Here is a 21580-nt window from a genome sequence, read left to right as displayed (position 1 = left end):
CCAAATAACGCTCGCCAGTCAAAGACAAAATAAACATTGTCGACAATCGTCTAATAACGAACATGGAGGTCTTCCATGTTGTCTTATGCCAGCCGCTGGCACATGCACACCAGCGTGATAGAATGCCGCCGCCTCCTTTGGGGCATGGATAGTGTGTCTGTCATCTTTTTATGGCAGATGAACGAGGAAGGTTGCGCAGTACTGCCAGTCGCCTTGACCCGAACATCGCACAGCACCGCGCCAGGATTTATGAGACTCACGCCCCTTCTACTGTTGCTCAGCCTTTCTTTATTGCCGGCGCTGAGCCAAGCCAATGACAAGACGGTCTACGGCCTTAACGAATACGCCCGCCTTGCCGACATCGACCTTGAGGTTGCCGCCAAGCTCGACACCGGCGCCAAGACCGCCTCGCTCAGCGCTCGCGACATCAAGCGCTTCAAGCGCAATGGCGAATCCTGGGTGCGCTTCTACCTGGCCATCGATGCGGCGCATTCGCATCCGATAGAACGCCCACTGGCCCGCGTCAGCAAAATCAAGCGACGGGCTGGCGACTACAACCCGGATGAAGGCAAGGCGTACACAGCTCGCCCTGTCATTGCCCTGAATATCTGCATGGGGAACGCCTTGCGCACCATTGAAGTGAACCTCACTGACCGCAGCGCGTTCCAATACCCGCTGCTGATCGGTTCCGAAGCCCTGAAACACTTCGATGCCCTGGTCGACCCAAGCCTTAAATACGCTGCCGGCAAACCCGCCTGCGCCACCGCCGCTCACACCGCAGAGTAAAACCGATGCGCTCTCTTACCCTCCACCTCAAAGTCCTGATCACCGTTCTGGTGTTGCTGGGCGTATTGGTCACGGCCTACCAGATCTTCTTCCTCGGCATCCCGGTCACCGAAGACGAGACGGACGACCTGTGGAACATCGACGCCAAGGTCGAGTTCGTCGCCAGCGCCAAAGACCCGGTCAAGGTCCAGATGTTCGTGCCACCGCTGAGCAGTGACTACGTCAGCCTCAACGAGAGCTTCATTTCCAACAACTACGGCGTCAGCGTCAACCGCGTCGATGGCAACCGCAAGGTGACCTGGTCGGCACGCCGCGCCAGCGGCAACCAGACCCTCTACTACCGCCTGGTACTGACAAAGCGCTACAGCGCCGAAAAACCCAAGGCCAAAGGTCCCACCTTCCGTGACAGCCTGCCCGTCGAAGGCCCGGAGAAGATCGCCGCCGAAGCGCTGATGGCTCCTATCCGCCAGCATTCGGCAGACGTCGAGACCTTTGTCAGCGAGACCATCAAGCGCGTCAACAACGTCAACGATGACAACGTCAAGCTGCTGCTGGCCGGCGATACCTCAAGCCTGCACAAGGCCAAGATCATCGACCTGCTGCTGTCGATTGCCCACGTACCGATTGAAAAAGTCCATACCATCCGCCTGCTGGCCGACCAACCACAAACCCCTGAACTGTGGCTGCGCAGCTTCAACGGCACCGACTGGCTGTACTTCAACCCGGACACCGGCGAACAGGGCCTGCCGAGCGACCGCCTGCTGTGGTGGACGGGCGATGACAACCTGATCACCGTCGATGGCGGCAAGAAAGCCAACGTCAGCTTCAGCCTGAACAACAGCGAGATGAACGCCATCCGCCTGGCCAAGCTGACCGACGAGAATACCGACGCCGACTTTCTGGAGTACTCACTGTACGGCCTGCCCCTGCAGACCCAGCAGACGTTCATGATCATGGTCATGATCCCGATTGGCGTACTGGTGATCCTGGTCCTGCGCAACCTGATCGGCCTGCAGACCCTCGGCACCTTTACCCCGGTACTGATCGCCCTGGCCTTCCGCGAAACCCAACTGGGCTTCGGCATCGTCCTGTTTACCATCATTACCGCGCTGGGCCTGTCGCTACGCTCCTACCTTGAGCACCTGAAGCTGCAGATGCTGCCACGCCTGTCGGTGGTACTGACCTTCGTCGTGGTACTGATTGCCGCCATCAGCCTGTTCAGCCACAAGCTCGGCCTGGAGCGTGGCCTGTCGGTCGCATTGTTCCCGATGGTGATCCTGACCATGACCATCGAACGCCTGTCGATTACCTGGGAAGAGCGTGGTGGTGGCCATGCGATGAAAGTGGCCGTCGGCACCCTGTTCGCAGCCTCGCTAGCGCACTTGCTGATGAGCGTGCCGGAACTGGTGTACTTCGTCTTCACCTTCCCGGCGGTACTGCTGATTCTGGTGGGCTTCATGCTGGCAATGGGCCGTTATCGCGGCTATCGCCTGACGGAGCTGGTCCGTTTCAAAGCCTTTGTGAAGGACGCCTGATGTTCGGTCTCTGGAAAACCTGGAAAGCCCTGGAGGCCCGGGGCATCATGGGTATCAACCGGCGCAATGCGGACTATGTCCTCAAGTACAACAAGCGCCACCTGTACCCGATCGTCGATGACAAGATCATCACCAAGGAGCGTGCGATCAAGGCCGGCATTCATGTGCCGGAAATGTACGGGATCATCTCCACCGAGAAAGAGATCGAAAAGCTCGACGAGATCATCGGCGGGCGTAGTGATTTCGTGATCAAGCCGGCCCAAGGCGCCGGTGGCGACGGCATTCTGGTCATCGCCGACCGTTTCGAGAACCGCTACCGGACCGTCTCGGGCAAGATCATCAGCCACGAGGAAATCGAGCACCAGATCTCCAGCATCCTGACCGGCCTCTACTCCCTGGGCGGGCACCGCGACCGGGCACTGATCGAGTACCGGGTCACCCCTGACCAGATCTTCAAGAGCATCAGCTACGAGGGCGTACCGGACATCCGCATCATTGTCCTGATGGGCTACCCGGTCATGGCCATGCTGCGCTTGCCGACGCGCCAGTCTGGCGGCAAGGCCAACCTGCACCAGGGCGCCATCGGGGTCGGGGTCGACCTCGCCACCGGGCTCACCCTGCGCGGCACCTGGCTGAACAACATCATCAGCAAGCACCCGGACACCACCAACGCGGTAGACGGCGTGCAACTGCCAAACTGGGACGGCTTCATGAAGCTGGCCGCCGGTTGTTATGAGCTGTGTGGCCTGGGTTACATCGGTGTCGACATGGTGCTGGACCAGGACAAGGGCCCGCTGATCCTTGAGCTCAACGCTCGCCCCGGCCTGAACATCCAGATCGCCAACGATTGCGGCCTGACACAGCGCACCCACGCCATCGAGGCCCACCTGGAAGCCCTGGCGAAGAATGGCGTGCAGGAAACCGTGGAAGAGCGGGTTCGCTTCACCCAGGAGCTGTTTGGCCACGTGCCGAACAACTGATGTAACGCCCTGAGGGGTACAAACCTACCCTCAGGGCGACACCGGGTGCCTCAATTGCGCGCACACCTCTAGGAGCAACGCCTGCGGAGGACTACAATCCGTTCCCCGCCCTGACAGCTCTTGATGCGAATGCCCACCTGCACCGTTCATCCCCTGCCCTACCAGGCCGACCCTGCCGATTACTTTGCCCGTGTCCGCCAGGCACCTGGCGCCATCCTGCTCGACAGCGCCCGCCCGAACGCCAGCCGAGGGCGTTATGACCTGCTGAGCGCCTGGCCAGTAGAGCAGTTGTCACCCCATGATGGCGAAACCGGCATTGACTATCTCCAGCGCCTGCGCGACAGCCTGAAGCGCCTCGGTACTGCAGACCTGCCCGATGATCTGCAACTGCCCTTCGCCGGGGGCCTCATAGGCTACCTCAGCTATGACTTCGGGCGACGCCTTGAAACACTGCCAGCGCTGGCAGTGGATGACCTGGGCCTGCCGGATGCCGGCCTGGGGCTGTATGCCTGGGCACTGATCAGCGACCATCAGCGCGGCACCACCCAGTTGGTGTTTCACCCAAGCCTGGCACCTGACGAAGCACAGCGCCTGCTGCGCCTGTTCCACGCACCAGCTGTCACCGACGACAAGGCCGATTTCACGCTGAAGGCGCCAATGCGCGGCGATCTTTCCCCCGAGCAGTATCGCCAGGCGTTCGAGCGCGTGCAGCACTACATCCATGCGGGCGACTGCTACCAGATCAACCTCACCCAGCGCTTCCGGGCACCGTGCCAGGGCGATCCCTGGCGCGCCTATCGCGCCCTGCGCAGCGCCTGCCCTACCCCGTTCTCCGGGTTCCAGGCACTGGCAGACGGCAGCGCCCTGCTGAGCTTCTCGCCCGAGCGGTTCATCCAGGTACACGCCGGCCAGGTAGAAACACGCCCGATCAAGGGCACCCGACCGCGCAGCCAGGACACTGTCGAAGACGCCGAGAATGCCGCCCAATTGCTGGCCAGCAGCAAAGACCGTGCAGAAAACCTGATGATCGTCGACCTGCTGCGCAACGACCTGGGCCGCAGCTGTGAAATCGGTACGGTTAAAGTCCCGGAACTGTTCAGCCTGGAAAGCTATCCCAACGTCCACCACATGGTCAGTGTCGTCACCGGGAAACTCGCAGCCGACAAGGACGCGCTGGACCTGATCGCCGGTAGCTTCCCCGGCGGTTCGATCACCGGCGCCCCGAAAATCCGCGCCATGCAGATCATCGACGAACTGGAACCCAGCCGACGGGCGCTGTACTGCGGCTCATTGATTTACATCGACGTGCGCGGCGAAATGGACAGCTCCATTGCGATCCGCAGCCTGCTGATCAAGGACGGCCAGGCCTGCTGCTGGGGCGGCGGCGCAGTGGTCGCCGATTCGGATTGGCAAGCCGAGTACCAAGAGTCGATCACCAAGGTAAAGGTACTGCTCGATACCTTGGGGCAACTCTGAAGCACATCTGCCTTCTTCTGTCGACAGCCCGGCCAGTCATTCAATGCAAACCGTCTAGCCAGACATTTTTTGTTAAGATCAGCCTAAACGAGCGCCAAGCGCCATTCACAGACCGGAAGCCGCCTGATGAGCCAACCCTTCGACGTCGCCGCCCTGGCCGCGACCTACGCCAGCAAGTCCCCGCAAGACATCCTCAAACTTGCCTTCGAGCACTTCGGTGACGACCTGTGGATCTCCTTCAGCGGCGCCGAAGACGTGGTGCTGGTGGACATGGCCTGGAAACTGAACAAGCAGGTCAAGGTATTCAGCCTCGACACCGGTCGCCTGCACCCGGAAACCTACCGTTTCATTGATCAGGTGCGCGAGCACTACTCGCTGCCGATCGAAATCCTCTCGCCCGACCACAGCAAGCTAGAACCCTTCGTCAAGGAAAAGGGCCTGTTCAGCTTCTACAAAGACGGTCACGGCGAATGCTGCGGTATCCGCAAGATCGAGCCACTGCGCCGCAAACTGGCCACAGTAAGCGCCTGGGCCACCGGCCAGCGTCGCGATCAAAGCCCAGGCACCCGCAGCCAGGTAGCCGCGCTGGAAATCGACGGTGCCTTCTCCACAGCAGCGCACACGCTGTACAAGTTCAACCCACTGGCACAGATGACCAGCGAAGAAGTCTGGGGCTATATCCGCATGCTGGAGCTGCCCTACAACAGCCTGCATGAACGCGGCTTTATCAGCATCGGCTGCGAGCCCTGCACCCGCCCGGTGCTGCCGAACCAGCATGAGCGTGAAGGCCGCTGGTGGTGGGAAGAGTCAACCCAGAAAGAATGCGGCCTGCATGCAGGCAACCTGATCAGCAAGGGCTGATCTGAAGGGTACCCCTTGTGGACTTGCCTGCGATACCGACACCATCGCAGGCAAGCCAGCTCCAACAAAGACCGCGCAAGCTGTAGGCGCCAGGCTTGCCCGCGATACAAACGCCGCGCACGTACTGACACCTCACCGACGCCATCGCAGGCAAGCCAGCTCCAACAGAGCCCGCGTAACCTGTAGGAGCCGGGCTTGCCCGCGATGCAGGCGCCGCGCGCTTACTGACACCCCGCCGATACCACCGCAGGCGAGCCTGACACAAAAATCACATGCTCTGCGCGGCTGGCTTTCTCAGCACTGAAACCGGCACCCATGGCCGGTTTTTTTGTGGCACCACGTTGTGGTCAGTGGACCGGCAGCTCAACACCGTCAAAGAGCTCTTCCAGTTCCTGCTTGTTGTGGCACTGAATGGCCTTGGCCATTACTTCACGCGTCAGGTGCGGGGCGAACTTCTCGATGAAGTCGCACATGAACCCACGCAGGAACGTGCCGCGGCGGAAACCGATCTTGGTCACACTGGACTCGAACAACTCGCTGGCATCGAGCACCACCAGATCGCTGTCGAGCTTGGGATCAACAGCCATCTTGGCGACAATACCAACACCCAGGCCAAGGCGAACATAGGTCTTGATCACGTCAGCATCAGCGGCGGTAAAGACCACTTTCGGGGTCAGGCCACGGTGACTGAACGCTTCGTCGAGCTTTGAGCGACCGGTAAAGCCAAAGACGTAGGTCACGATCGGATATTCCGCCAGCACTTCCAGCGTCAGCTTGGGCAGCTTGGTCAACGGATGCCCCTGCGGCACGACCACACAACGGTTCCAGCGATAGCACGGCATCATCACCAGGTCGCCGAACAGCTCCAGGGCCTCGGTGGCAATGGCGAAATCGACGGTACCATCAGCCGCCATCTCGGCAATCTGCATCGGCGAACCCTGGTGCATGTGCAGCGCTACTTCCGGGTATTGCTTGATGAAGTTACTGATCACCGGCGGCAACGCGTAACGCGCCTGGGTGTGCGTCGTTGCGATCGAAAGGGTGCCCTTTTTCTCATTGGAGAATTCCTGGGCGATTTGCTTGATGCTCTCGACCTTGCGCAGAATTTCCCCAGCCGTGGTAATAATCCGCTCACCCGCCGGCGTGACGCGCGTCAAGTGCTTGCCGCTACGAGCGAAAACCTCAACACCCAGCTCATCTTCCAACAGACGGATCTGCTTGCTGATACCAGGTTGGGAGGTATACAGGCTCTGTGCTGTCGCGGAGACGTTGAGGTCGTGGTGCGCCACTTCCCAGATGTAGCGCAATTGTTGAAGCTTCATAGGTATCCCTCAAATCAGCTGGGCGTCACCGGCAGCAGCGACGGGTTATAACTATATTAGTGGTTTGAAGAATAAATCTAGAACTATTTCACCGGTTTTCCTACAGCCTCGCTCACGTACCGCTCACCCCTTGCGCCGGCCCAGATGCTGGGCCAAGGGGACCATGTACACCGGCACTGGCGAAAGCTGCAACACACGCGCCGCGGTCCGACCCAGCGGAATCGACACCCCTGCGCCACGGGAATGGCTGCCAACAATCAGCAAATCGACACTCAGCCGCTGAGCCTGCTCCAGAATGACCTGAGCAGGATCCCCCTGACGCACCCGCACGGCACGGATCAGGGCCAGGTCCTCATGCCCACCCAATTCATCACGAAACGTATCCAGCACCCGCTGTTCGATATTGGCCATCACCGTGTTCACACCCTGGCTATGCAGTTCATCCAGGGTCTGTTCGTCCAGGTAGCTCTGCAGCAGTGATTCAGCGAACTGCCCCATCGGCTCAACCGCATGAATCACATACAATTCCGCGTTGAAGGTTCGCGCCAACGCCAGCGCATGCTGCAAGACATAAGGCGCGTACACACCGAGGTCTGTGGCATACAGCATCGAATGGATCATTTGCCCTCCTCGACTGCCGAATCGGCAGCGCACGCTTCAGCTTAGCAGCGTCAAGGTGATGCGCAGCCCCCGTCCGGCGAGCGCCGCCGGGCTCAACCGGGCGCGTGCTCGTTGCTGACACCATGAGGCACATGCCCCGTCGCGACCACACCTCGGGCGCGCTCGCAATGCCCAGCCTGATCATCGAAGAACACGTCGGCGGCGAACGCTTCAAGAAAAGCCGACTTGTCCAGGCCGCCGAGAAACAGCGACTCGTCCAGACGGATGTCCCAATCGCGCAAGGTACGGATCACCCGCTCATGGGCGGGTGCAGAACGCGCGGTAACCAGTGCCGTACGAATCGGGCAGGCGCCTTGCGGAAACTCTTTCTGCAGCACATGCAACGCGGCCAGGAACGGCTTGAACGGGCCGCCACCCAACGGCTGGCGAGCCGCCTGGCGTTCGTTGGCCTGGAAGGCTTCTAGCCCTCCTTGCTGGTAGACGCGCTCCGACTCATCGGAAAACAACACCGCGTCGCCATCAAACGCGATACGCAGTTCATCGCTGGCCGCTCGCCGGGCACCGCCAGACAGAATGGTCGCGGCGGCAAAACCGGCCTCCAGCGCACGGCGCACGTCCTCGGCATCAGTCGACAGGAACAGGTGGCAACCAAATGCCGCCAGATACGGATAAGGGCTGCGGCCGCCGACAAAGGCGGCGCGTGAAATGCCCAGGCCGTGATGTTCGATGGCACTGAACACACGCAAGCCGGTGTCGGCACTGTTACGCGACACCAGCACCACCTCCACCCGCTGCTGACCGAGACTGTCATTCAAACCCAGCAGTTTCTGCACCAGCGGGAACGCATCGCCCGGCTCCAGCAGCTCATCCTCATGGTCGATCTGGTACTGCCGGTAGGCTTCCACACCCTGCGCCAGAAACACCTGATGGCTTTCACTCAGGTCGAACAACGCCCGCGAGGAAATGGCCACCACCAGCTTGTCGACCAGACCTTTACTCATGCTGCACTCCTGGGGGTATCAATGGTTATGCCGATCGATGAAGGCCAGCGCCTGATACAGCGCTTCGATTCGCGGCAGCTGGCAACCGGCCTGACGCGCCTGCGCCAGTGGTTCAGCATAGATGGCATCCAACTCCAGCGGCCGCCCCTGAGCGTAGTCGTGGTACATGCTCGGCCAGTAATCCGGCATGTTCTCAGTGATGGCAAACAGATCCTCAGCGTACCCCTCTGGCAGGACATGGCCACAGGCACGCGCCCCGTCCACCACCTCGCACATCAACGCCTGATTCAGTGCTCGGCTGGACGCATCCGCCATCAGCGCGCTGGTGCTGGCCTTGAGCAACACCGAAAGGCCGTTGTACGGCACGTTCCACACCAACTTCTGCCAACGCGCCTGAGCCAGGTTGAGCATGCCACGGGACTCGATACCCGCCGCATGAAACAGCGCCACAGCTGACTCCACTCGCGCCTGACGTGCCAATACATCCTGCGCCGGGCCACTGTGATAGCCAAGGTTCACCGCACCCAACGCCTGATGCCGAACCACCCCCGGCGCCGTGCGATTGAGGCAGACAAAACACAAACCTCCGAGCAGGTGCAGGTTAGCGGGCAACAGAGGCCGCAACGCCTCTTCGACACCCAACCCGTTCTGCAGCAGCACGACGCTGCCACCCGCTTTGCACGCCCGAGCGATCAAGGGTGCCAGGGCCGGGTTGCTGGTGGTCTTGGCACCGACCAGCAGCCAGTCGCAGGGTGGCATTTCAGCAGCATCGCTATAGGCCTGCACCGACGGCAGGCGTAACACCCCGTGAACATCACTGTCGATTTGCAGCCCCTGTTCACTGACCGCCGCAAACTCACTGCGCAACAGAAAATGCACGTCGAACCCGGCACGAGCCAGCATCACACCATAAAAACCACCGATGGCGCCGGTACCAATAATACCGATGCGTTGTTGCGCCCTTTCCATCACCACCCCTGGACTGATTGTTTTTTGATCAGCTTTCATACGTAAATCAACCGCTTCACTTTCCTTCACTATACTCAGCCAAACAAGGTCAAATAATCGACACGGAGTCGATATGCGTGGATTCCTGCCTCACCCCGATGACGTTCCGGTCGAATTGACCTTGCGCTCGTCACCCAGCCTGTTCCGCCAGCGACTCCACACTATCAGCCTGGGCGGCGTAGCCTGCAACCATCCACGGGCCTACCGCCGCGGCATGGCGGTTGAAATGATCATCCCTTCCCTCGGCGAAGATGCCCGCTACCCGGGTTACGTCGCCTGGTGTCAGAAGCAGGCACAAGGCTACCGGGTCGGCATTGCCTTTGTTGATGAGCAAGCGCTGTTCGGTGCACGAATGAGCGAACAGGTCTGCCAGATCCAGCACTATTGCCAACAACACGCCGGCGATGAAGCTCAAGACATCGACCTGCAAGTCCTGGCTCAGGAGTGGATAGCCCGGCACGCCACCGAGTTCTCGGAAGCCAGCCTGGAGGCGAACCGGGTGCTGCAACCACGCCCGCTGCCACTTTAGTCGCACTCGACCGGTCTTTATGCGCGTTCCCACACAGGAAAGCGGGCCTTGCCCATTGTCGAGCCACGGTGTAACGCGCTAAGGTTCGGCTCCCCCGCTGCGTTAAATCATGCTGCTCCGCCGCACGGGGATCGCTGGCGGCCGGCATCCGTGACCTGACGAGTAACACGATGGCTGATTTACCGATCGATGACCTTAACGTTGCCTCCAACGAGACCTTGATCACCCCCGATCAGCTCAAGAAGGAAATACCTCTCAGTGCCACCGCGCTGAAAACCGTGACTGCGGGCCGCGAAGTGGTGCGCAATATCCTCGACGGCAAGGACCACCGCCTGTTCGTGGTCGTCGGCCCTTGCTCGATTCACGACATCAAGGCCGCCCACGAGTACGCCGAACGCTTGAAAGTACTGGCTGCAGAGGTGTCCGACACCCTGTATCTGGTCATGCGCGTGTATTTTGAAAAGCCGCGTACCACCGTGGGCTGGAAGGGTCTGATCAACGACCCGTACCTGGATGACTCGTTCAAAATCCAGGACGGCCTGCACATCGGCCGCCAACTGCTGCTGGACCTGGCGGAAATGGGCCTGCCGACCGCAACTGAAGCGCTCGACCCGATTTCGCCACAATACCTGCAGGACCTGATCAGCTGGTCGGCCATTGGTGCACGCACCACTGAATCGCAAACCCACCGAGAAATGGCTTCGGGCCTGTCCTCGGCCGTCGGCTTCAAGAACGGTACCGACGGTGGCCTGACCGTAGCGATCAACGCCCTGCAATCGGTCTCCAGCCCCCACCGCTTCCTGGGTATCAACCAGGAAGGTGGCGTTTCCATCGTCACCACCAAAGGCAACGCCTACGGCCACGTGGTACTGCGCGGCGGTAACGGCAAGCCAAACTACGATTCGGTCAGCGTGGCACTCTGCGAGCAGGCCCTGACCAAAGCCAAGATCAAGCCGAACATCATGGTCGACTGCAGCCATGCCAACTCCAACAAGGACCCGGCACTGCAGCCACTGGTCATGGAGAACGTGGCCAACCAGATCCTCGAAGGCAATCAGTCGATCATTGGCTTGATGGTCGAGAGCCACCTGAACTGGGGTTGCCAGGCTATTCCGAAAAACCTTTCTACGAACTGCAGTACGGCGTCTCGATCACCGATGCCTGCATCGACTGGGACACCACGGCGAACACGCTGCGCAGCATGCACGCCAAGCTCAAGGATGTACTGCCCAAGCGTCAACGGGGCTAGTAGCACGCACACAAAAACGCCGGGCAAATGCCCGGCGTTTTTGTATTTGCCGCGGTTGCTGGCAGGTATTCAGGCTTTCGACGACTGCCGTTGATGACGCTCCATATAGCGTTCGACATAGGAACAGGACGGAATCACCGTGTAGCCCATGGTATCGGCGTACTCAAGCGCCTTCTCGGTAAGTGCCGCTGCAATGCCGCGACCGCGCAACGCGTTGGGCACGAATGTACGGTAGATATCCAGGGTCTGCTTCCCCAGATCCATGTAGGTCAAGTACGCACGATGACCGTCCACATTGGTCTCGAACTGATGACCAGCCTGGTCATGGTGGATGGACAACGCCTCGCTCATCACTACTCCTCGCGGGTCTTGTATTTGACCCCTACCTTACCGATGTTTGTCCGGCGAAGGAACCTCTACGCCACCCCGTGCCCCAGTTGGACAAGGAGAAGAGCCTGGTCGTTCTCTGGCAGCTGAGCACGTCACAAATAGTAGGCGCCCTGGGTACAGATGCTCAAGGCGCTTGATCGTAAAATTCGCGCACTAGCAGCACGCCAACGTCGTACCCTTCAATGGCACTGACAGTTACCGGATGTTCTAGTCCTGTGACGAAGGATGACCGTTAAAGTCACCTTTAGTTCAACAAAAAACAACGCCTTACACTAGATACTGCAACCTGAAACGTCTACAGCTGAATGCTTTTCATACAGCGACTGTGTCGGTTTCGACAGAAGCGTAATTTTTTTCCAGTTCTTGCGCTGTGTCAGTTTACTTACTACAAGTAATGGGTAGTATGTACGCCGGCCAGTTTCTCTTTGTTGAGAGATGGCTCTTTAATAGAAAGTCCTTGAAGGGGAACACGATGAACAACGTTCTGAAATTCTCTGCTCTGGCTCTGGCCGCAGTTCTGGCTACCGGTTGCAGCAGCGTATCCAAAGAAACCGAAGCTCGTCTGACTGCTACCGAAGACGCAGCAGCTCGTGCACAAGCTCGTGCTGATGAAGCCTATCGTAAAGCTGACGACGCTCTGGCTGCAGCTCAAAAAGCTCAACAGACTGCTGATGAAGCTAACGAGCGCGCTCTGCGCATGCTGGAAAAAGCCAGCCGCAAATAATAATCTTTCGGGATTGTTATGAAGCCGGCCCACTTGTGGGCCGGCTTTTTTATTGCCTAGACTAAAGTTGAACACCAATAAAAAGGCCTGCACAACGGCAGGCCCTTGCAGCACCCCGGCGTATTACTGGATCTCGAGCGGCACGCTGGAAACCATCGGCGCGGGGGCTGCGCCCGGTACAGCGATCTCCACTGGCATGCCATCTTCAGCGGCAACAACATCGCGCACCATGTCCCAGTTCATGCGCAGGTTATTGGCCAGATCCTGACGCTTGAGCAAGGCATTGATGACCGCAGTGTGCTTGTCGACCACCGAGGGATTGCCCTTGTCATCCAGCGGCGTATGCGCTTCAAGATAAACCTTGCCCGCACTGATGCCGAACTTGTAAGGCTCATTGATGATGCGCACCGGGGTGCCGACCGGCACCATCTTCGACAGGGCCAGCACGTTGTTGTTGAGCATGCGGAAACACCCGTGACTGGTACGCATGCCAATACCGAACTTCTTGTTGGAACCGTGAATCAGGTAACCCGGTACGCCCAGGGTGAACTTGAACGGCCCCAGTGGGTTGTCCGGCCCGGCCGGTACAATGCTCGGCAGAGGATCACCATCGGCCGCGTGCTCGGCCCGAATCGAAGCCGGTGGCGTCCAGGTCGGGTTTGGCGTCTTGGCAGTGATCTTGGTCTGTGCAATTGGCGAACCCCAGCCTTCACGACCAATACCCAGCGGGAAGGTATGCACCACATTCTGCCCTTTCGGGAAGTAGTACATACGGTACTCAGCCAGGTTGATCACGATACCCTCACGCGGACCTGGCGGCAGGACGTAACGGGTTGGCAGAACAATCTCGGTACCCACACCCGGCAGCCATGGGTCGACACCGGGGTTGGCAGCAACCATCTCCAGGTAACCCAGGTCATTGGCAGTGCCGATGTCGGCGAAGGTGTCTTCGTACTTGGCCTTGATAACCTGGACCTGGCCAACGACGTCTTCCCCGGGCGGCGGCAGAGGCAGCTCCAGGGCAGTGGCGGAACCTGTCGCCAGCACGGCGGCAATAGACAGGCAACGGGTGACGGCGGGAAAGCGCGACAACATCCGGAAAATCCTTCGCTAATTCAATAGGGGCAAGACAGCGATTGTACACCCGCCCCCGCCTGACCGGGAGACATCGGGGTGAACGGTTACGTGCGCATATGACAGGCAAATGCTGTCAGAGTTGCGGCCACACCGGCCGTGTGCCACGCCGCTGGGCATCGAGAATCGCCCGACATAGCGGACACAGACGCCGGTCACGGTAGATCGAACGCTCTACCCCGGACCACCGCGGCTGAGCGGGCAGCAACGTACCGCACAAGGTACGGTCTGCCGAACACCCCAGCTCCAGTTGACGGGCCACCAGATGAACGCGGATCTCCTGGCAGGCGAACAGATCAAGCTGTTCGTCGGGCTCGATCAATTGATAGGCATACAGGGACCAGGCGGGACGCGGCATTGAGGGCTCCAAATCGGGGGCGCAACATTAGCCGAAAGCCGGTCACTAGAAAAGCGTCAAAGCAGCGGTTTTATCACCGGCCAGGCATTATCCAGCAGCCGCTGCTGTGCTCCCTGTGCCGGATGCAGCCCATCGGCCTGCATCAGCTCGGGCACGCCGCCCACACCCTCAAGAAAAAACGGCACCAGAGGGACCTGTTTATCCTTGGCCAGATTGTCATAAACCCTGGCAAACGCTTCGGTGTAGCGAACGCCATAATTGGGTGGCAAGCGCATGCCCAGCAGAACCACCTTGGCGCCCGCAGCGCGGGAGCTGTCGATCATCGCAGCAAGGTTTTGTTGCAATTGCGCCGGCAACTGCCCGCGCAGGCCATCGTTGCCGCCCAACTCAAGCACCACCAGCGCGGGCTTGTGCTCTGCAAGCAGCGCTGGCAGGCGCGCCTGGCCCCCTGCACTGGTATCGCCACTGATTGACGCGTTAACCACCTGGCTGTCGAATCCCTCGGTTTTCAGGCGCGCCTGCAGCAACGACACCCACCCTTGACGGGTATCCAGGCCGAAACCCGCGCTGATACTATCCCCGACGATCAACACGGTACCCGCCGTGGCAAGCTGTGCCATGCACAGCAAGGCCAGACCGGCACTCAATATCCACACTCGCATCGGATTCTCCATGGGCCCCAGCATTCTCATTGCGCAGAACCTTAGCAAAGTGGTTCCCAGCGCGGAAGGCGATCTGACTATCCTGCATGAACTGTCGCTGGACCTGAAACAGGGCGACAGCCTGGCCATCGTTGGCGCCTCGGGTTCAGGCAAGTCGACCCTGCTCGGCCTGCTTGCCGGCCTTGACCTGCCCAGCGCCGGCTCTGTCACCCTGGCCGGGCATGATCTTGGCAGCCTGGACGAAGACCGACGCGCCCAGGTGCGTGCCGAACATGTCGGTTTTGTTTTCCAGTCGTTCCAGTTGCTGGACAGCCTGAGTGCACTGGAGAACGTCATGCTGCCCCTGGAGCTCGACGGCCGTCGCGACGCCCGCGAACACGCTCGCAGCCTGCTGGAACGGGTTGGCCTGGGCCAGCGCCTGAGCCATTCGCCGCGCCAGCTTTCCGGGGGTGAGCAGCAGCGAGTGGCCATCGCCCGGGCCTTTGCCGCAGACCCTGCCGTGCTGTTTGCCGATGAACCGACAGGCAACCTCGATAGCCACACCGGCGAACGCATTAGCGACCTGTTGTTTGAACTGAACAAGGAACGTGGCACTACGCTGGTACTGGTCACCCACGACGAACGCCTGGCCAAACGCTGCCGTCGCCTGATCCACCTGGATGCCGGTCACCTGGTCACCCCCCTGGAGCCCTGATGGCACATCTGTCGTTTTTCCGTCTGCTGAGCCTGGCGTTTCGTCAGCTACTGCGTGATGCCCGTGCAGGCGAGCTGCGCGTGCTGTTCTTTGCCCTGGTCATTGCGGTGACCGCCAGCACCGCCATCGGCTACTTCGGCGCACGCCTGAACGGTGCCATGTTGCTACGCGCCACCGAGTTCCTGGGGGCCGACCTGGTGCTGCAAGGCAGCGCACCGGCGAGTACAGCGCAAATCAACGCCGGTATCGACCAAGGCCTCGAACATGCCCGTGTCGTTGAGTTTTCCAGTGTTATCGCTGCCGACAGCGGTATCCAGCTCTCCAGCGTCAAGGCAGTAGACAACAACTACCCGCTACGCGGCGAACTGCGCAGCGCGGCAGAGCCCCATGCCACAGAAACCCCTGGCACAGGCCCGGCACCGGGCGAGGCCTGGGTCGAGTCACGCCTGCTGGCAGCGCTGAACCTGAAAATCGGCGACAGCATTGACGTCGGCATGAAGAGCCTGCGCATGAGCCGGGTGCTGACCTACGAACCGGATCGCGCCGGCAACTTCTACAGCCTGACCCCCAGGGTACTGATCAACCTGGCCGACCTTGACGCTACCGGCGTGGTTCAGCCCGGCAGCCGGGTCACCTACCGCGACCTGTGGCGCGGCGTACCGGCCGCGCTGAGCGCTTATCAGCAGGCTATCAAACCGGCGCTGGCCGCCCACCAGCAACTGCTGAACTCACGTGACGGCAACCGCCAGATCGGCGGTGCGCTGGGCAAGGCCGAACGCTACCTGAACATGGCCAGCCTGGTGGCCGTGCTCCTGGCAGGCGTGGCCGTGGCCCTGTCGGCCAGCCGTTTCGCCAGCCGGCGCTTCGATGCCAGCGCCCTGCTGCGCTGCCTGGGCCTTTCGCGGCGCCAGGCGCTCTCATTGTTCTGCCTGCAACTGGCAATGCTTGGCGGCGCTGCGACCCTCAGCGGCGCATTGCTGGGCTGGCTCGCCCAGTTTGGCCTGTTCCAACTACTCAAAGGCTTGCTACCCAACGAGATTCCACCAGGCGGTATTGCCCCGGCACTGGCCGGCATTGCCACCGGCCTGGTGGCGCTGGCGGGCTTCGCCTTGCCTCCCCTTGCCGCCCTGGGCCGGGTTCCGCCGTTGCGCGTGCTGCGCCGCGACCTGTTGCCCGTCCCGTCAAGCAGTTGGCTGGTGTATGGCGCAGCGTTGTTCGCCCTGGGCCTGATCATGTGGCGGCTGAGCCTGGACCTGTTGCTGACCTTTGCCCTGCTGGGCGGCGGTCTGATCGCTGCCCTGCTGCTCGGCGGCCTGTTGCTGCTTGGCTTGCGCAGCCTGCGCCGCCTGCTGGCCAACGCACCGCTGGCCTGGCGTCTGGGCCTCGGTCAGCTGCTGCGCCATCCGCTGGGCGCGGCGGGCCAGTCACTGGCCTTCGGCCTGATCCTCCTGGCCATGGCGCTGATCGCCCTGCTGCGCGGCGAACTGCTCGACACCTGGCAAAACCAGTTGCCCAAAGACGCGCCGAACTACTTTGCCTTGAACATCCTGCCGGATGACAAAGCTGACTTCGCCCACCGCCTGAGCGAGTTCTCCGCCCAAGCAGCACCGCTGTACCCAGTGATTCCCGGCCGCCTGACACACATCAACGGCCAAGCGGTGCAGCAAATCGTCAGCAAGGACTCCACCGGCGATCGCGCCATCCAGCGTGACCTGAGCCTGACCTGGGCAGCCGATCTGCCACAGGGCAACGCCCTCGTTTCCGGTCAGTGGTGGCAGGCCACGCCCCCGGCAGACGCCCTGCCCGGTGTATCAGTTGAAGCCGACCTGGCCGCCAGCCTTAAGCTCAAGCTCGGTGACCACCTGACGTTCAGCATTGGCGGCATGGAACGCGAGGCGCTGGTCAGCAGCCTACGCACCGTCAACTGGGACAGCTTCCAGCCCAACTTCTACATGATCTTCCAGCCCGGCACCCTGCAAAACCTGCCGACCACCTACCTGACCAGCTTCTACCTGGCGCCTGGCCATGACGCGCAACTCGTGGCCCTGTCCCGCGCCTTTCCGGCGGTGACCATCCTTCAGGTCGACGCCTTGCTCAATCAACTGCGCAGCATCCTTGGCCAGGTGACCCTGGCGGTGGAGTACGTGCTGTTGTTTGTTCTGGCTGCGGGGTTGGCAGTGCTGTTCGCCGGCCTGCAGGCGACACTCGACGAACGCATTCACCAAGGTGCACTGCTGCGGGCACTGGGGGCCGGTCGCCGCTTGCTGACCAAGACCCGACGTATCGAGTTCGGCTTGCTCGGTGCTGCCAGCGGCCTGCTTGCCGCACTCGGCACTGAACTGATCAGCCTGCTGCTGTACCACTATGCCTTTGACTTGAAATGGAGCCCGCATCCCTGGCTGCTGGTGCTACCGGTACTGGGCGCGTTGCTGATTGGTAGCGCAGGGGTATACGGCACGCGCCGTGCGCTGAATGCCAGCCCACTGACCGTGCTGCGCGAGGGCTGATAGACTCGCGATGCTCATATCAACAGACCGCTACCTGTACCAGGCAATCACCAAGAGACACCCTGCCCCATGAGTCGTTATCGCCCGCCGCGCACTGCCGGCACCGCTTTGATCACGCCTGAAGGCGAAGCACGTATGCGTGCTGAGTTACATGAACTGTGGCACGTGCGCCGCCCCCAGGTCACCCAGTCCGTGAGCGAGGCGGCAGCTCAAGGCGACCGTTCGGAAAACGCGGAGTACACCTACGGCAAGAAAATGCTGCGCGAAATTGACAGCCGTGTACGCTTCCTGACCAAACGGTTGGAGAACCTGAAGGTTGTCAGTGAGCGCCCCAGCGACCCGAACAAAGTGTATTTCGGCGCCTGGGTCACCATCGAGAACGAGGACGGGGAGCAGTCGCGATACCGTATCGTCGGCCCGGATGAACTGGACCTGAAACTGGGCCTGATCAGCATCGACTCACCGCTGGCCAGAGCCCTGATCGGCAAGGCGCTGGACGCCGAAGTACGGGTGCAGACACCCACCGGTGAGCAACTCGTTTACATCGTCGAAATCGACTACCCCTGAACACCAGCGCCGCACCTTGAGGTCACGGCGCGGACAAAGGCGGGTCAGGCGCGGGTAATCAGGCCTTGGCGAGCGATACGGGTCAGATGGCCGATGACCTCTGCGGCCTCTTCAGCCGAGGGCGACTGCACCACTGCCAAATCGAAACGGTCATTAGCGAAGCCGCTCAGTGCAACGTTGTTGGCGGCAAACTGGATCAGGAAGGCCGTAGCGCGACCTTTGCGGCGTGGCCAGCCATCGAGGTAACGCAGGAGTGTCGGTTGATGCTGGCCACCGAGCAGAATACGTGGCGTACGCGCCGCTTGGCTGGCAGGAAGAGGGCTTAGGCAAACACTGGTACGTGGGCAACTCATGGAGTATTTCTCCGCCTCGCAGATCCCGCTGGGCTGCGGTGGGAGGCGTCACCGAACCAGCGTTTTAGCGGTATTCGGTCACCCATCAGGGAGTGTCCTGCGCCCCGCAAGTAGCTGTTTAAATCGGCGCAAGTCAGCATCCTAGAGAAGCGGCGGGCGGGCTGTCAACACACTCAGAAACAAAAGACCTATGAAGCAGGCCTTGTGTGTTCCAGGTGAGATGAAGGCTTGCCTGCTATGACATCGGCGGGGTGTCAGGGCATTCAAGGCGCCTGCATCGTCGGCACGCCAACTCCCACAGGGATCCGCGCAGAACACGATCAAGCATTGTTGAAAATCTTTGATTTGTTGTTATTTTTCAGCATTTTCAGGCATATAAAGCCAATACCCCGAGGTAGGACCATGCAACTCATCGACATCGGCGTCAACCTGACCAACCCGAGCTTTGCCGGCCAGCAGGCGGCATTGCTTGAGCGTGCCCAAGCCGCCGGTGTATGTCAGATGCTGGTGACAGGTACCAGCCTGGCGGGTAGCGAACAGGCACTGGAGCTGTGCCAGCAACTTGATGAACCGGGCCTGCGCTTGTTCAGTACCGCCGGTATCCACCCACACGACGCCAGCAGTTGGACAACAGACAGTGCACGGCAACTGCGCGCACTGTTGGAGCAACCACGGGTACGTGCCGTGGGTGAATGCGGGCTGGACTTCAACCGCGACTTCTCTCCGCGCCCACAACAGGAAAAAGTCCTGGAGGAACACCTGAGCCTGGCAGTTGAGCTACAGATGCCCGTGTTCCTGCACGAACGCGATGCCAGCGAGCGTCTGCTGCAGATCCTCAAGGATTTCCGCGATCGCCTGCCTGCCGCCGTGGTGCATTGCTTCACCGGTGAGCGCACTGCGCTGTTCGGCTACCTTGACCTGGACCTGCATATCGGGATCACCGGCTGGATCTGTGACGAGCGCCGAGGCACCCACCTCCATCCGCTGGTGAGCAGCATTCCCCGTGGGCGACTGATGCTGGAAAGCGATGCCCCGTACCTGCTACCGCGCAGCCTGCGGCCCAAGCCGAAAAGCGGTCGCAATGAGCCGGCCTTTCTGCCCGAAGTGCTCAATGAAGTGGCGCGTCATCGCGGCGAAACACCGGAACAGTTGGCCGCCCATACCACCGACTGCGCCCGGGCCTTCTTCAACCTGCCAGTGATTGCTTGACGCATATCAAGACTTACCCGTAAAAGCGAAGGCAAAATGATGGCACCTTGCCAAAAATATTTCCGCTCAATCAGAGAAGACCTACCATGGGTGCCTGGCTTAGCAATATCTCCCTGAAGTACAAATTCTGGGCCGTCAACGCTGTCGCCTTCGTTACAACATTGTTTCTGGTGCTGTATGCCGTGCATCTGGAACAACAGGCCCGGGCCGAGGAAGCCCAGAACAAGGCTCAGGTGGAGGCTCGCCTGCTGGCCGCCTGGCCTGCCGGTCAGCCTTTGCCCCAGGACCAGCGTTATCTGAGCATCAGTGCCGGGCAAACCCCGAGCTTCAATGGTGAAGCCCTGCCCGCCCTGAGCACTGCACAAGGCTGGGTCGCGCTGAACCGCTTCCCGGTGCTGGGTGACAACCCACTGATTGGTGCCCAGGTCATCAGCCGCGACGGTCAACAGGTCGCCGTGCTGGCCCAGGCCCCGAGCCTGATTCAAGTGTTCAGCGACCGCTTCGCCAACTATGCCGTGTGCGTACTGATCCTGATGCTGGCCATGCTCTGCGCCTCGCAACTGCTGATCCGGTTCCTGCTAAGCCAGCTCAACACACTCAAGGACGTGATGCTCCACGTGGAGAAAACCGGTGATCTTTCGGCCCGGGTACCCCTGGCCTGCGGTGATGAGGTCGGGCAGATGGCTTCGGCATTCAACGCCATGCAGACCACCTACCACCGTGTCGTCAACACTGTCGCGCGCACGGCAGCGCAGCTTGACTCCGGCGCCGCACGCCTGGCCACGAGCATGAGCGAGGTACGCCACGGCATGCTCGGCCAGCAAAGTGAAACCGACCAGGCCGCGACAGCGATCAACGAGATGTCCGCCACCGTGTACCACATCGCTCAGCATGCCGGCGCCACACGCGACCTGTCGCAGACTGCCGACACCCTCGCAGGCAGCGGCAAGGAAGTGGTCAGCCGGGTACAAACCTCGATCGCCGGGCTGTCCAGTGGCGTGCAGCAGACCGCTGAGATGATCCACCAGCTTGCCGAAGACAGCCAGAAGATCAACGGTGTGGTGAGCGTGATCCATAGCATCGCCGAACAAACCAACCTGCTGGCCCTCAACGCGGCCATTGAGGCCGCACGTGCGGGTGACCTGGGCCGTGGCTTCGCGGTGGTCGCCGACGAAGTGCGCAATCTGGCCAAGCGCGTACAAACCTCTACCGACGAGATCACCACCATGGTCGCCGCCTTGCAGGCCGGCACCCGCGATGCTGTGGATTTCATGCAGGAAAGCTCGTACAAGGCCGACGATTGCGTCAAGCAAGCGCAGGAAGCCGGTGAAGCCCTGGCCGAGATCACCAGTGCCGTGGCACAAATGCGTGAAAGCAACACCCAGATTGCTGTCGCGGCTGAACAGCAAAGCCAGGTGGCCGAAGAAATGAACCGCGCGGTGGTCAGTATTCGCGACGTGACCGAAGAAACCGTGCAGCAGACCGTCGATTCGGCCACCACCAGTAGCGAACTGGCGACCCTGGCCGGCGAATTGAGCAAAGCCATCGGCCAGCTCAAGCTATAACCTCAATAGAGAGGTCGCATTGGCCCCCCTTCGGGGGCCAAACTATTCT

General features: G+C 60.7%; 21 protein-coding genes and 1 pseudogene. 13 read left to right on the top strand and 9 right to left on the bottom strand.

Annotated elements, in window-relative coordinates; all coding sequences use genetic code 11:
• Window positions 1–249: 249 nt before the first annotated feature.
• From rloA to AB7M23_RS14515, 5 genes are all read left to right on the top strand, one after another.
• On the top strand, window positions 250–786 hold the full coding sequence (gene rloA / locus AB7M23_RS14535) for a retropepsin-like aspartic peptidase RloA (protein ID WP_099776593.1): 537 nt from the start codon (window positions 250–252) through the stop codon (window positions 784–786).
• A 5-nt stretch (window positions 787–791) separates the two neighbouring features.
• The gene (gene rloB / locus AB7M23_RS14530) at window positions 792–2321 is read left to right on the top strand and encodes an osmotic stress tolerance membrane protein RloB (protein ID WP_099774047.1); all 1530 of its coding nucleotides are present in this window, start codon (window positions 792–794) and stop codon (window positions 2319–2321) included.
• Window positions 2321–3301 (top strand): alpha-L-glutamate ligase-like protein, encoded by a 981-nt coding sequence (locus AB7M23_RS14525; RefSeq protein ID WP_454241139.1) that lies wholly within the window; start codon window positions 2321–2323, stop codon window positions 3299–3301. The genes rloB and AB7M23_RS14525 overlap by 1 nt, the downstream gene beginning before the upstream one ends.
• A gap of 129 nt (window positions 3302–3430) precedes the next feature.
• A complete protein-coding gene (pabB, locus tag AB7M23_RS14520; protein ID WP_454241138.1) occupies window positions 3431–4777 on the top strand; it encodes an aminodeoxychorismate synthase component I in 1347 nt (448 codons plus the stop codon).
• A 126-nt stretch (window positions 4778–4903) separates the two neighbouring features.
• Complete coding sequence (locus AB7M23_RS14515; RefSeq protein ID WP_065759495.1) at window positions 4904–5638, top strand: phosphoadenylyl-sulfate reductase; 735 nt, start codon at window positions 4904–4906, stop codon at window positions 5636–5638.
• Window positions 5639–5985: 347 nt separating this feature from the next.
• On the opposite strand, the gene cysB is transcribed toward AB7M23_RS14515, so the two are convergent.
• The 4 genes from cysB to AB7M23_RS14495 form a co-directional block, all read right to left on the bottom strand.
• The gene (cysB, locus tag AB7M23_RS14510; protein ID WP_454241137.1) at window positions 5986–6960 is read right to left on the bottom strand and encodes an HTH-type transcriptional regulator CysB; all 975 of its coding nucleotides are present in this window, start codon (window positions 6958–6960) and stop codon (window positions 5986–5988) included.
• A 123-nt stretch (window positions 6961–7083) separates the two neighbouring features.
• On the bottom strand, window positions 7084–7581 hold the full coding sequence (locus AB7M23_RS14505; RefSeq protein ID WP_065759497.1) for a universal stress protein: 498 nt from the start codon (window positions 7579–7581) through the stop codon (window positions 7084–7086).
• Window positions 7582–7673: 92 nt separating this feature from the next.
• Entirely contained in the window at window positions 7674–8582 is a 909-nt protein-coding gene (locus AB7M23_RS14500; protein WP_065759498.1) for a 5'-nucleotidase, read from the bottom strand.
• Window positions 8583–8600: 18 nt separating this feature from the next.
• Window positions 8601–9551 (bottom strand): putative 2-dehydropantoate 2-reductase, encoded by a 951-nt coding sequence (locus AB7M23_RS14495; RefSeq protein ID WP_454241136.1) that lies wholly within the window; start codon window positions 9549–9551, stop codon window positions 8601–8603.
• A gap of 112 nt (window positions 9552–9663) precedes the next feature.
• On the opposite strand from AB7M23_RS14495, the gene AB7M23_RS14490 reads away from it, so the two are divergent.
• Entirely contained in the window at window positions 9664–10119 is a 456-nt protein-coding gene (locus AB7M23_RS14490; protein ID WP_099774043.1) for a PilZ domain-containing protein, read from the top strand.
• Between the two features lie 170 nt (window positions 10120–10289).
• Window positions 10290–11368 (top strand): annotated as a pseudogene (locus tag AB7M23_RS14485) (3-deoxy-7-phosphoheptulonate synthase).
• Window positions 11369–11437: 69 nt separating this feature from the next.
• Here AB7M23_RS14485 and AB7M23_RS14480 read toward each other — a convergent pair.
• Window positions 11438–11719, bottom strand: a complete 282-nt coding sequence (locus AB7M23_RS14480; RefSeq protein WP_065762041.1) for a GNAT family N-acetyltransferase — start codon at window positions 11717–11719, stop codon at window positions 11438–11440.
• Between the two features lie 511 nt (window positions 11720–12230).
• On the opposite strand from AB7M23_RS14480, the gene oprI reads away from it, so the two are divergent.
• Window positions 12231–12482 carry an outer membrane lipoprotei OprI gene (gene oprI / locus AB7M23_RS14475; protein ID WP_037058464.1) on the top strand — a complete coding sequence of 84 codons (252 nt, stop codon included), beginning with the start codon at window positions 12231–12233 and terminating at the stop codon, window positions 12480–12482.
• 123 nt (window positions 12483–12605) lie between these two features.
• On the opposite strand, the gene AB7M23_RS14470 is transcribed toward oprI, so the two are convergent.
• The 3 genes from AB7M23_RS14470 to AB7M23_RS14460 all read right to left on the bottom strand — a co-directional run bounded on the left by AB7M23_RS14470 (window position 12606) and on the right by AB7M23_RS14460 (window position 14636).
• Window positions 12606–13577 (bottom strand): L,D-transpeptidase family protein, encoded by a 972-nt coding sequence (locus AB7M23_RS14470; protein WP_454241135.1) that lies wholly within the window; start codon window positions 13575–13577, stop codon window positions 12606–12608.
• A gap of 115 nt (window positions 13578–13692) precedes the next feature.
• On the bottom strand, window positions 13693–13974 hold the full coding sequence (locus AB7M23_RS14465; protein WP_065759409.1) for a hypothetical protein: 282 nt from the start codon (window positions 13972–13974) through the stop codon (window positions 13693–13695).
• 56 nt (window positions 13975–14030) lie between these two features.
• Entirely contained in the window at window positions 14031–14636 is a 606-nt protein-coding gene (locus tag AB7M23_RS14460; protein ID WP_099774038.1) for an arylesterase, read from the bottom strand.
• A gap of 10 nt (window positions 14637–14646) precedes the next feature.
• Here AB7M23_RS14460 and AB7M23_RS14455 point away from each other — a divergent pair, with 10 nt between their 5' ends.
• The 3 genes from AB7M23_RS14455 to greB all read left to right on the top strand — a co-directional run bounded on the left by AB7M23_RS14455 (window position 14647) and on the right by greB (window position 18404).
• Window positions 14647–15330: an ABC transporter ATP-binding protein gene (locus tag AB7M23_RS14455; RefSeq protein ID WP_099774037.1), complete on the top strand. Its 684-nt coding sequence runs from the start codon at window positions 14647–14649 to the stop codon at window positions 15328–15330.
• Window positions 15330–17837: an ABC transporter permease gene (locus AB7M23_RS14450; RefSeq protein WP_454241134.1), complete on the top strand. Its 2508-nt coding sequence runs from the start codon at window positions 15330–15332 to the stop codon at window positions 17835–17837. Before AB7M23_RS14455 ends, AB7M23_RS14450 begins: the two co-directional genes overlap by 1 nt.
• Window positions 17838–17906: 69 nt before the next feature.
• Window positions 17907–18404 carry a transcription elongation factor GreB gene (gene greB, locus AB7M23_RS14445; protein WP_409277821.1) on the top strand — a complete coding sequence of 166 codons (498 nt, stop codon included), beginning with the start codon at window positions 17907–17909 and terminating at the stop codon, window positions 18402–18404.
• 44 nt (window positions 18405–18448) lie between these two features.
• Here greB and AB7M23_RS14440 read toward each other — a convergent pair whose 3' ends face one another.
• On the bottom strand, window positions 18449–18757 hold the full coding sequence (locus AB7M23_RS14440) for a hypothetical protein (RefSeq protein ID WP_065759414.1): 309 nt from the start codon (window positions 18755–18757) through the stop codon (window positions 18449–18451).
• Between the two features lie 402 nt (window positions 18758–19159).
• Here AB7M23_RS14440 and AB7M23_RS14435 point away from each other — a divergent pair, with 402 nt between their 5' ends.
• Both AB7M23_RS14435 and AB7M23_RS14430 read left to right on the top strand, forming a co-directional pair.
• Window positions 19160–19966 (top strand): TatD family hydrolase, encoded by an 807-nt coding sequence (locus tag AB7M23_RS14435; protein WP_102052586.1) that lies wholly within the window; start codon window positions 19160–19162, stop codon window positions 19964–19966.
• Window positions 19967–20052: 86 nt separating this feature from the next.
• Window positions 20053–21531 (top strand): methyl-accepting chemotaxis protein, encoded by a 1479-nt coding sequence (locus AB7M23_RS14430; protein WP_454241133.1) that lies wholly within the window; start codon window positions 20053–20055, stop codon window positions 21529–21531.
• The last annotated feature ends 49 nt before the right edge of the window (window positions 21532–21580 follow it).

The organism is Pseudomonas sp. HLS-6 TE3448, assembly GCF_053629555.1.
This window is presented reverse-complemented; position numbering and strand designations above follow the sequence as displayed.

Coding starts and splice junctions, on each gene's coding strand:
- rloA (WP_099776593.1), top strand. CDS start 250: ATGAGACTCACGCCCCTTCTACTGTTGCTCAGCCTTTCTTTATTGCCG.
- rloB (WP_099774047.1), top strand. CDS start 792: ATGCGCTCTCTTACCCTCCACCTCAAAGTCCTGATCACCGTTCTGGTG.
- AB7M23_RS14525 (WP_454241139.1), top strand. CDS start 2,321: ATGTTCGGTCTCTGGAAAACCTGGAAAGCCCTGGAGGCCCGGGGCATC.
- pabB (WP_454241138.1), top strand. CDS start 3,431: ATGCCCACCTGCACCGTTCATCCCCTGCCCTACCAGGCCGACCCTGCC.
- AB7M23_RS14515 (WP_065759495.1), top strand. CDS start 4,904: ATGAGCCAACCCTTCGACGTCGCCGCCCTGGCCGCGACCTACGCCAGC.
- cysB (WP_454241137.1), bottom strand. CDS start 6,960: ATGAAGCTTCAACAATTGCGCTACATCTGGGAAGTGGCGCACCACGAC.
- AB7M23_RS14505 (WP_065759497.1), bottom strand. CDS start 7,581: ATGATCCATTCGATGCTGTATGCCACAGACCTCGGTGTGTACGCGCCT.
- AB7M23_RS14500 (WP_065759498.1), bottom strand. CDS start 8,582: ATGAGTAAAGGTCTGGTCGACAAGCTGGTGGTGGCCATTTCCTCGCGG.
- AB7M23_RS14495 (WP_454241136.1), bottom strand. CDS start 9,551: ATGGAAAGGGCGCAACAACGCATCGGTATTATTGGTACCGGCGCCATC.
- AB7M23_RS14490 (WP_099774043.1), top strand. CDS start 9,664: ATGCGTGGATTCCTGCCTCACCCCGATGACGTTCCGGTCGAATTGACC.
- AB7M23_RS14480 (WP_065762041.1), bottom strand. CDS start 11,719: ATGAGCGAGGCGTTGTCCATCCACCATGACCAGGCTGGTCATCAGTTC.
- oprI (WP_037058464.1), top strand. CDS start 12,231: ATGAACAACGTTCTGAAATTCTCTGCTCTGGCTCTGGCCGCAGTTCTG.
- AB7M23_RS14470 (WP_454241135.1), bottom strand. CDS start 13,577: ATGTTGTCGCGCTTTCCCGCCGTCACCCGTTGCCTGTCTATTGCCGCC.
- AB7M23_RS14465 (WP_065759409.1), bottom strand. CDS start 13,974: ATGCCGCGTCCCGCCTGGTCCCTGTATGCCTATCAATTGATCGAGCCC.
- AB7M23_RS14460 (WP_099774038.1), bottom strand. CDS start 14,636: ATGCGAGTGTGGATATTGAGTGCCGGTCTGGCCTTGCTGTGCATGGCA.
- AB7M23_RS14455 (WP_099774037.1), top strand. CDS start 14,647: ATGGGCCCCAGCATTCTCATTGCGCAGAACCTTAGCAAAGTGGTTCCC.
- AB7M23_RS14450 (WP_454241134.1), top strand. CDS start 15,330: ATGGCACATCTGTCGTTTTTCCGTCTGCTGAGCCTGGCGTTTCGTCAG.
- greB (WP_409277821.1), top strand. CDS start 17,907: ATGAGTCGTTATCGCCCGCCGCGCACTGCCGGCACCGCTTTGATCACG.
- AB7M23_RS14440 (WP_065759414.1), bottom strand. CDS start 18,757: ATGAGTTGCCCACGTACCAGTGTTTGCCTAAGCCCTCTTCCTGCCAGC.
- AB7M23_RS14435 (WP_102052586.1), top strand. CDS start 19,160: ATGCAACTCATCGACATCGGCGTCAACCTGACCAACCCGAGCTTTGCC.
- AB7M23_RS14430 (WP_454241133.1), top strand. CDS start 20,053: ATGGGTGCCTGGCTTAGCAATATCTCCCTGAAGTACAAATTCTGGGCC.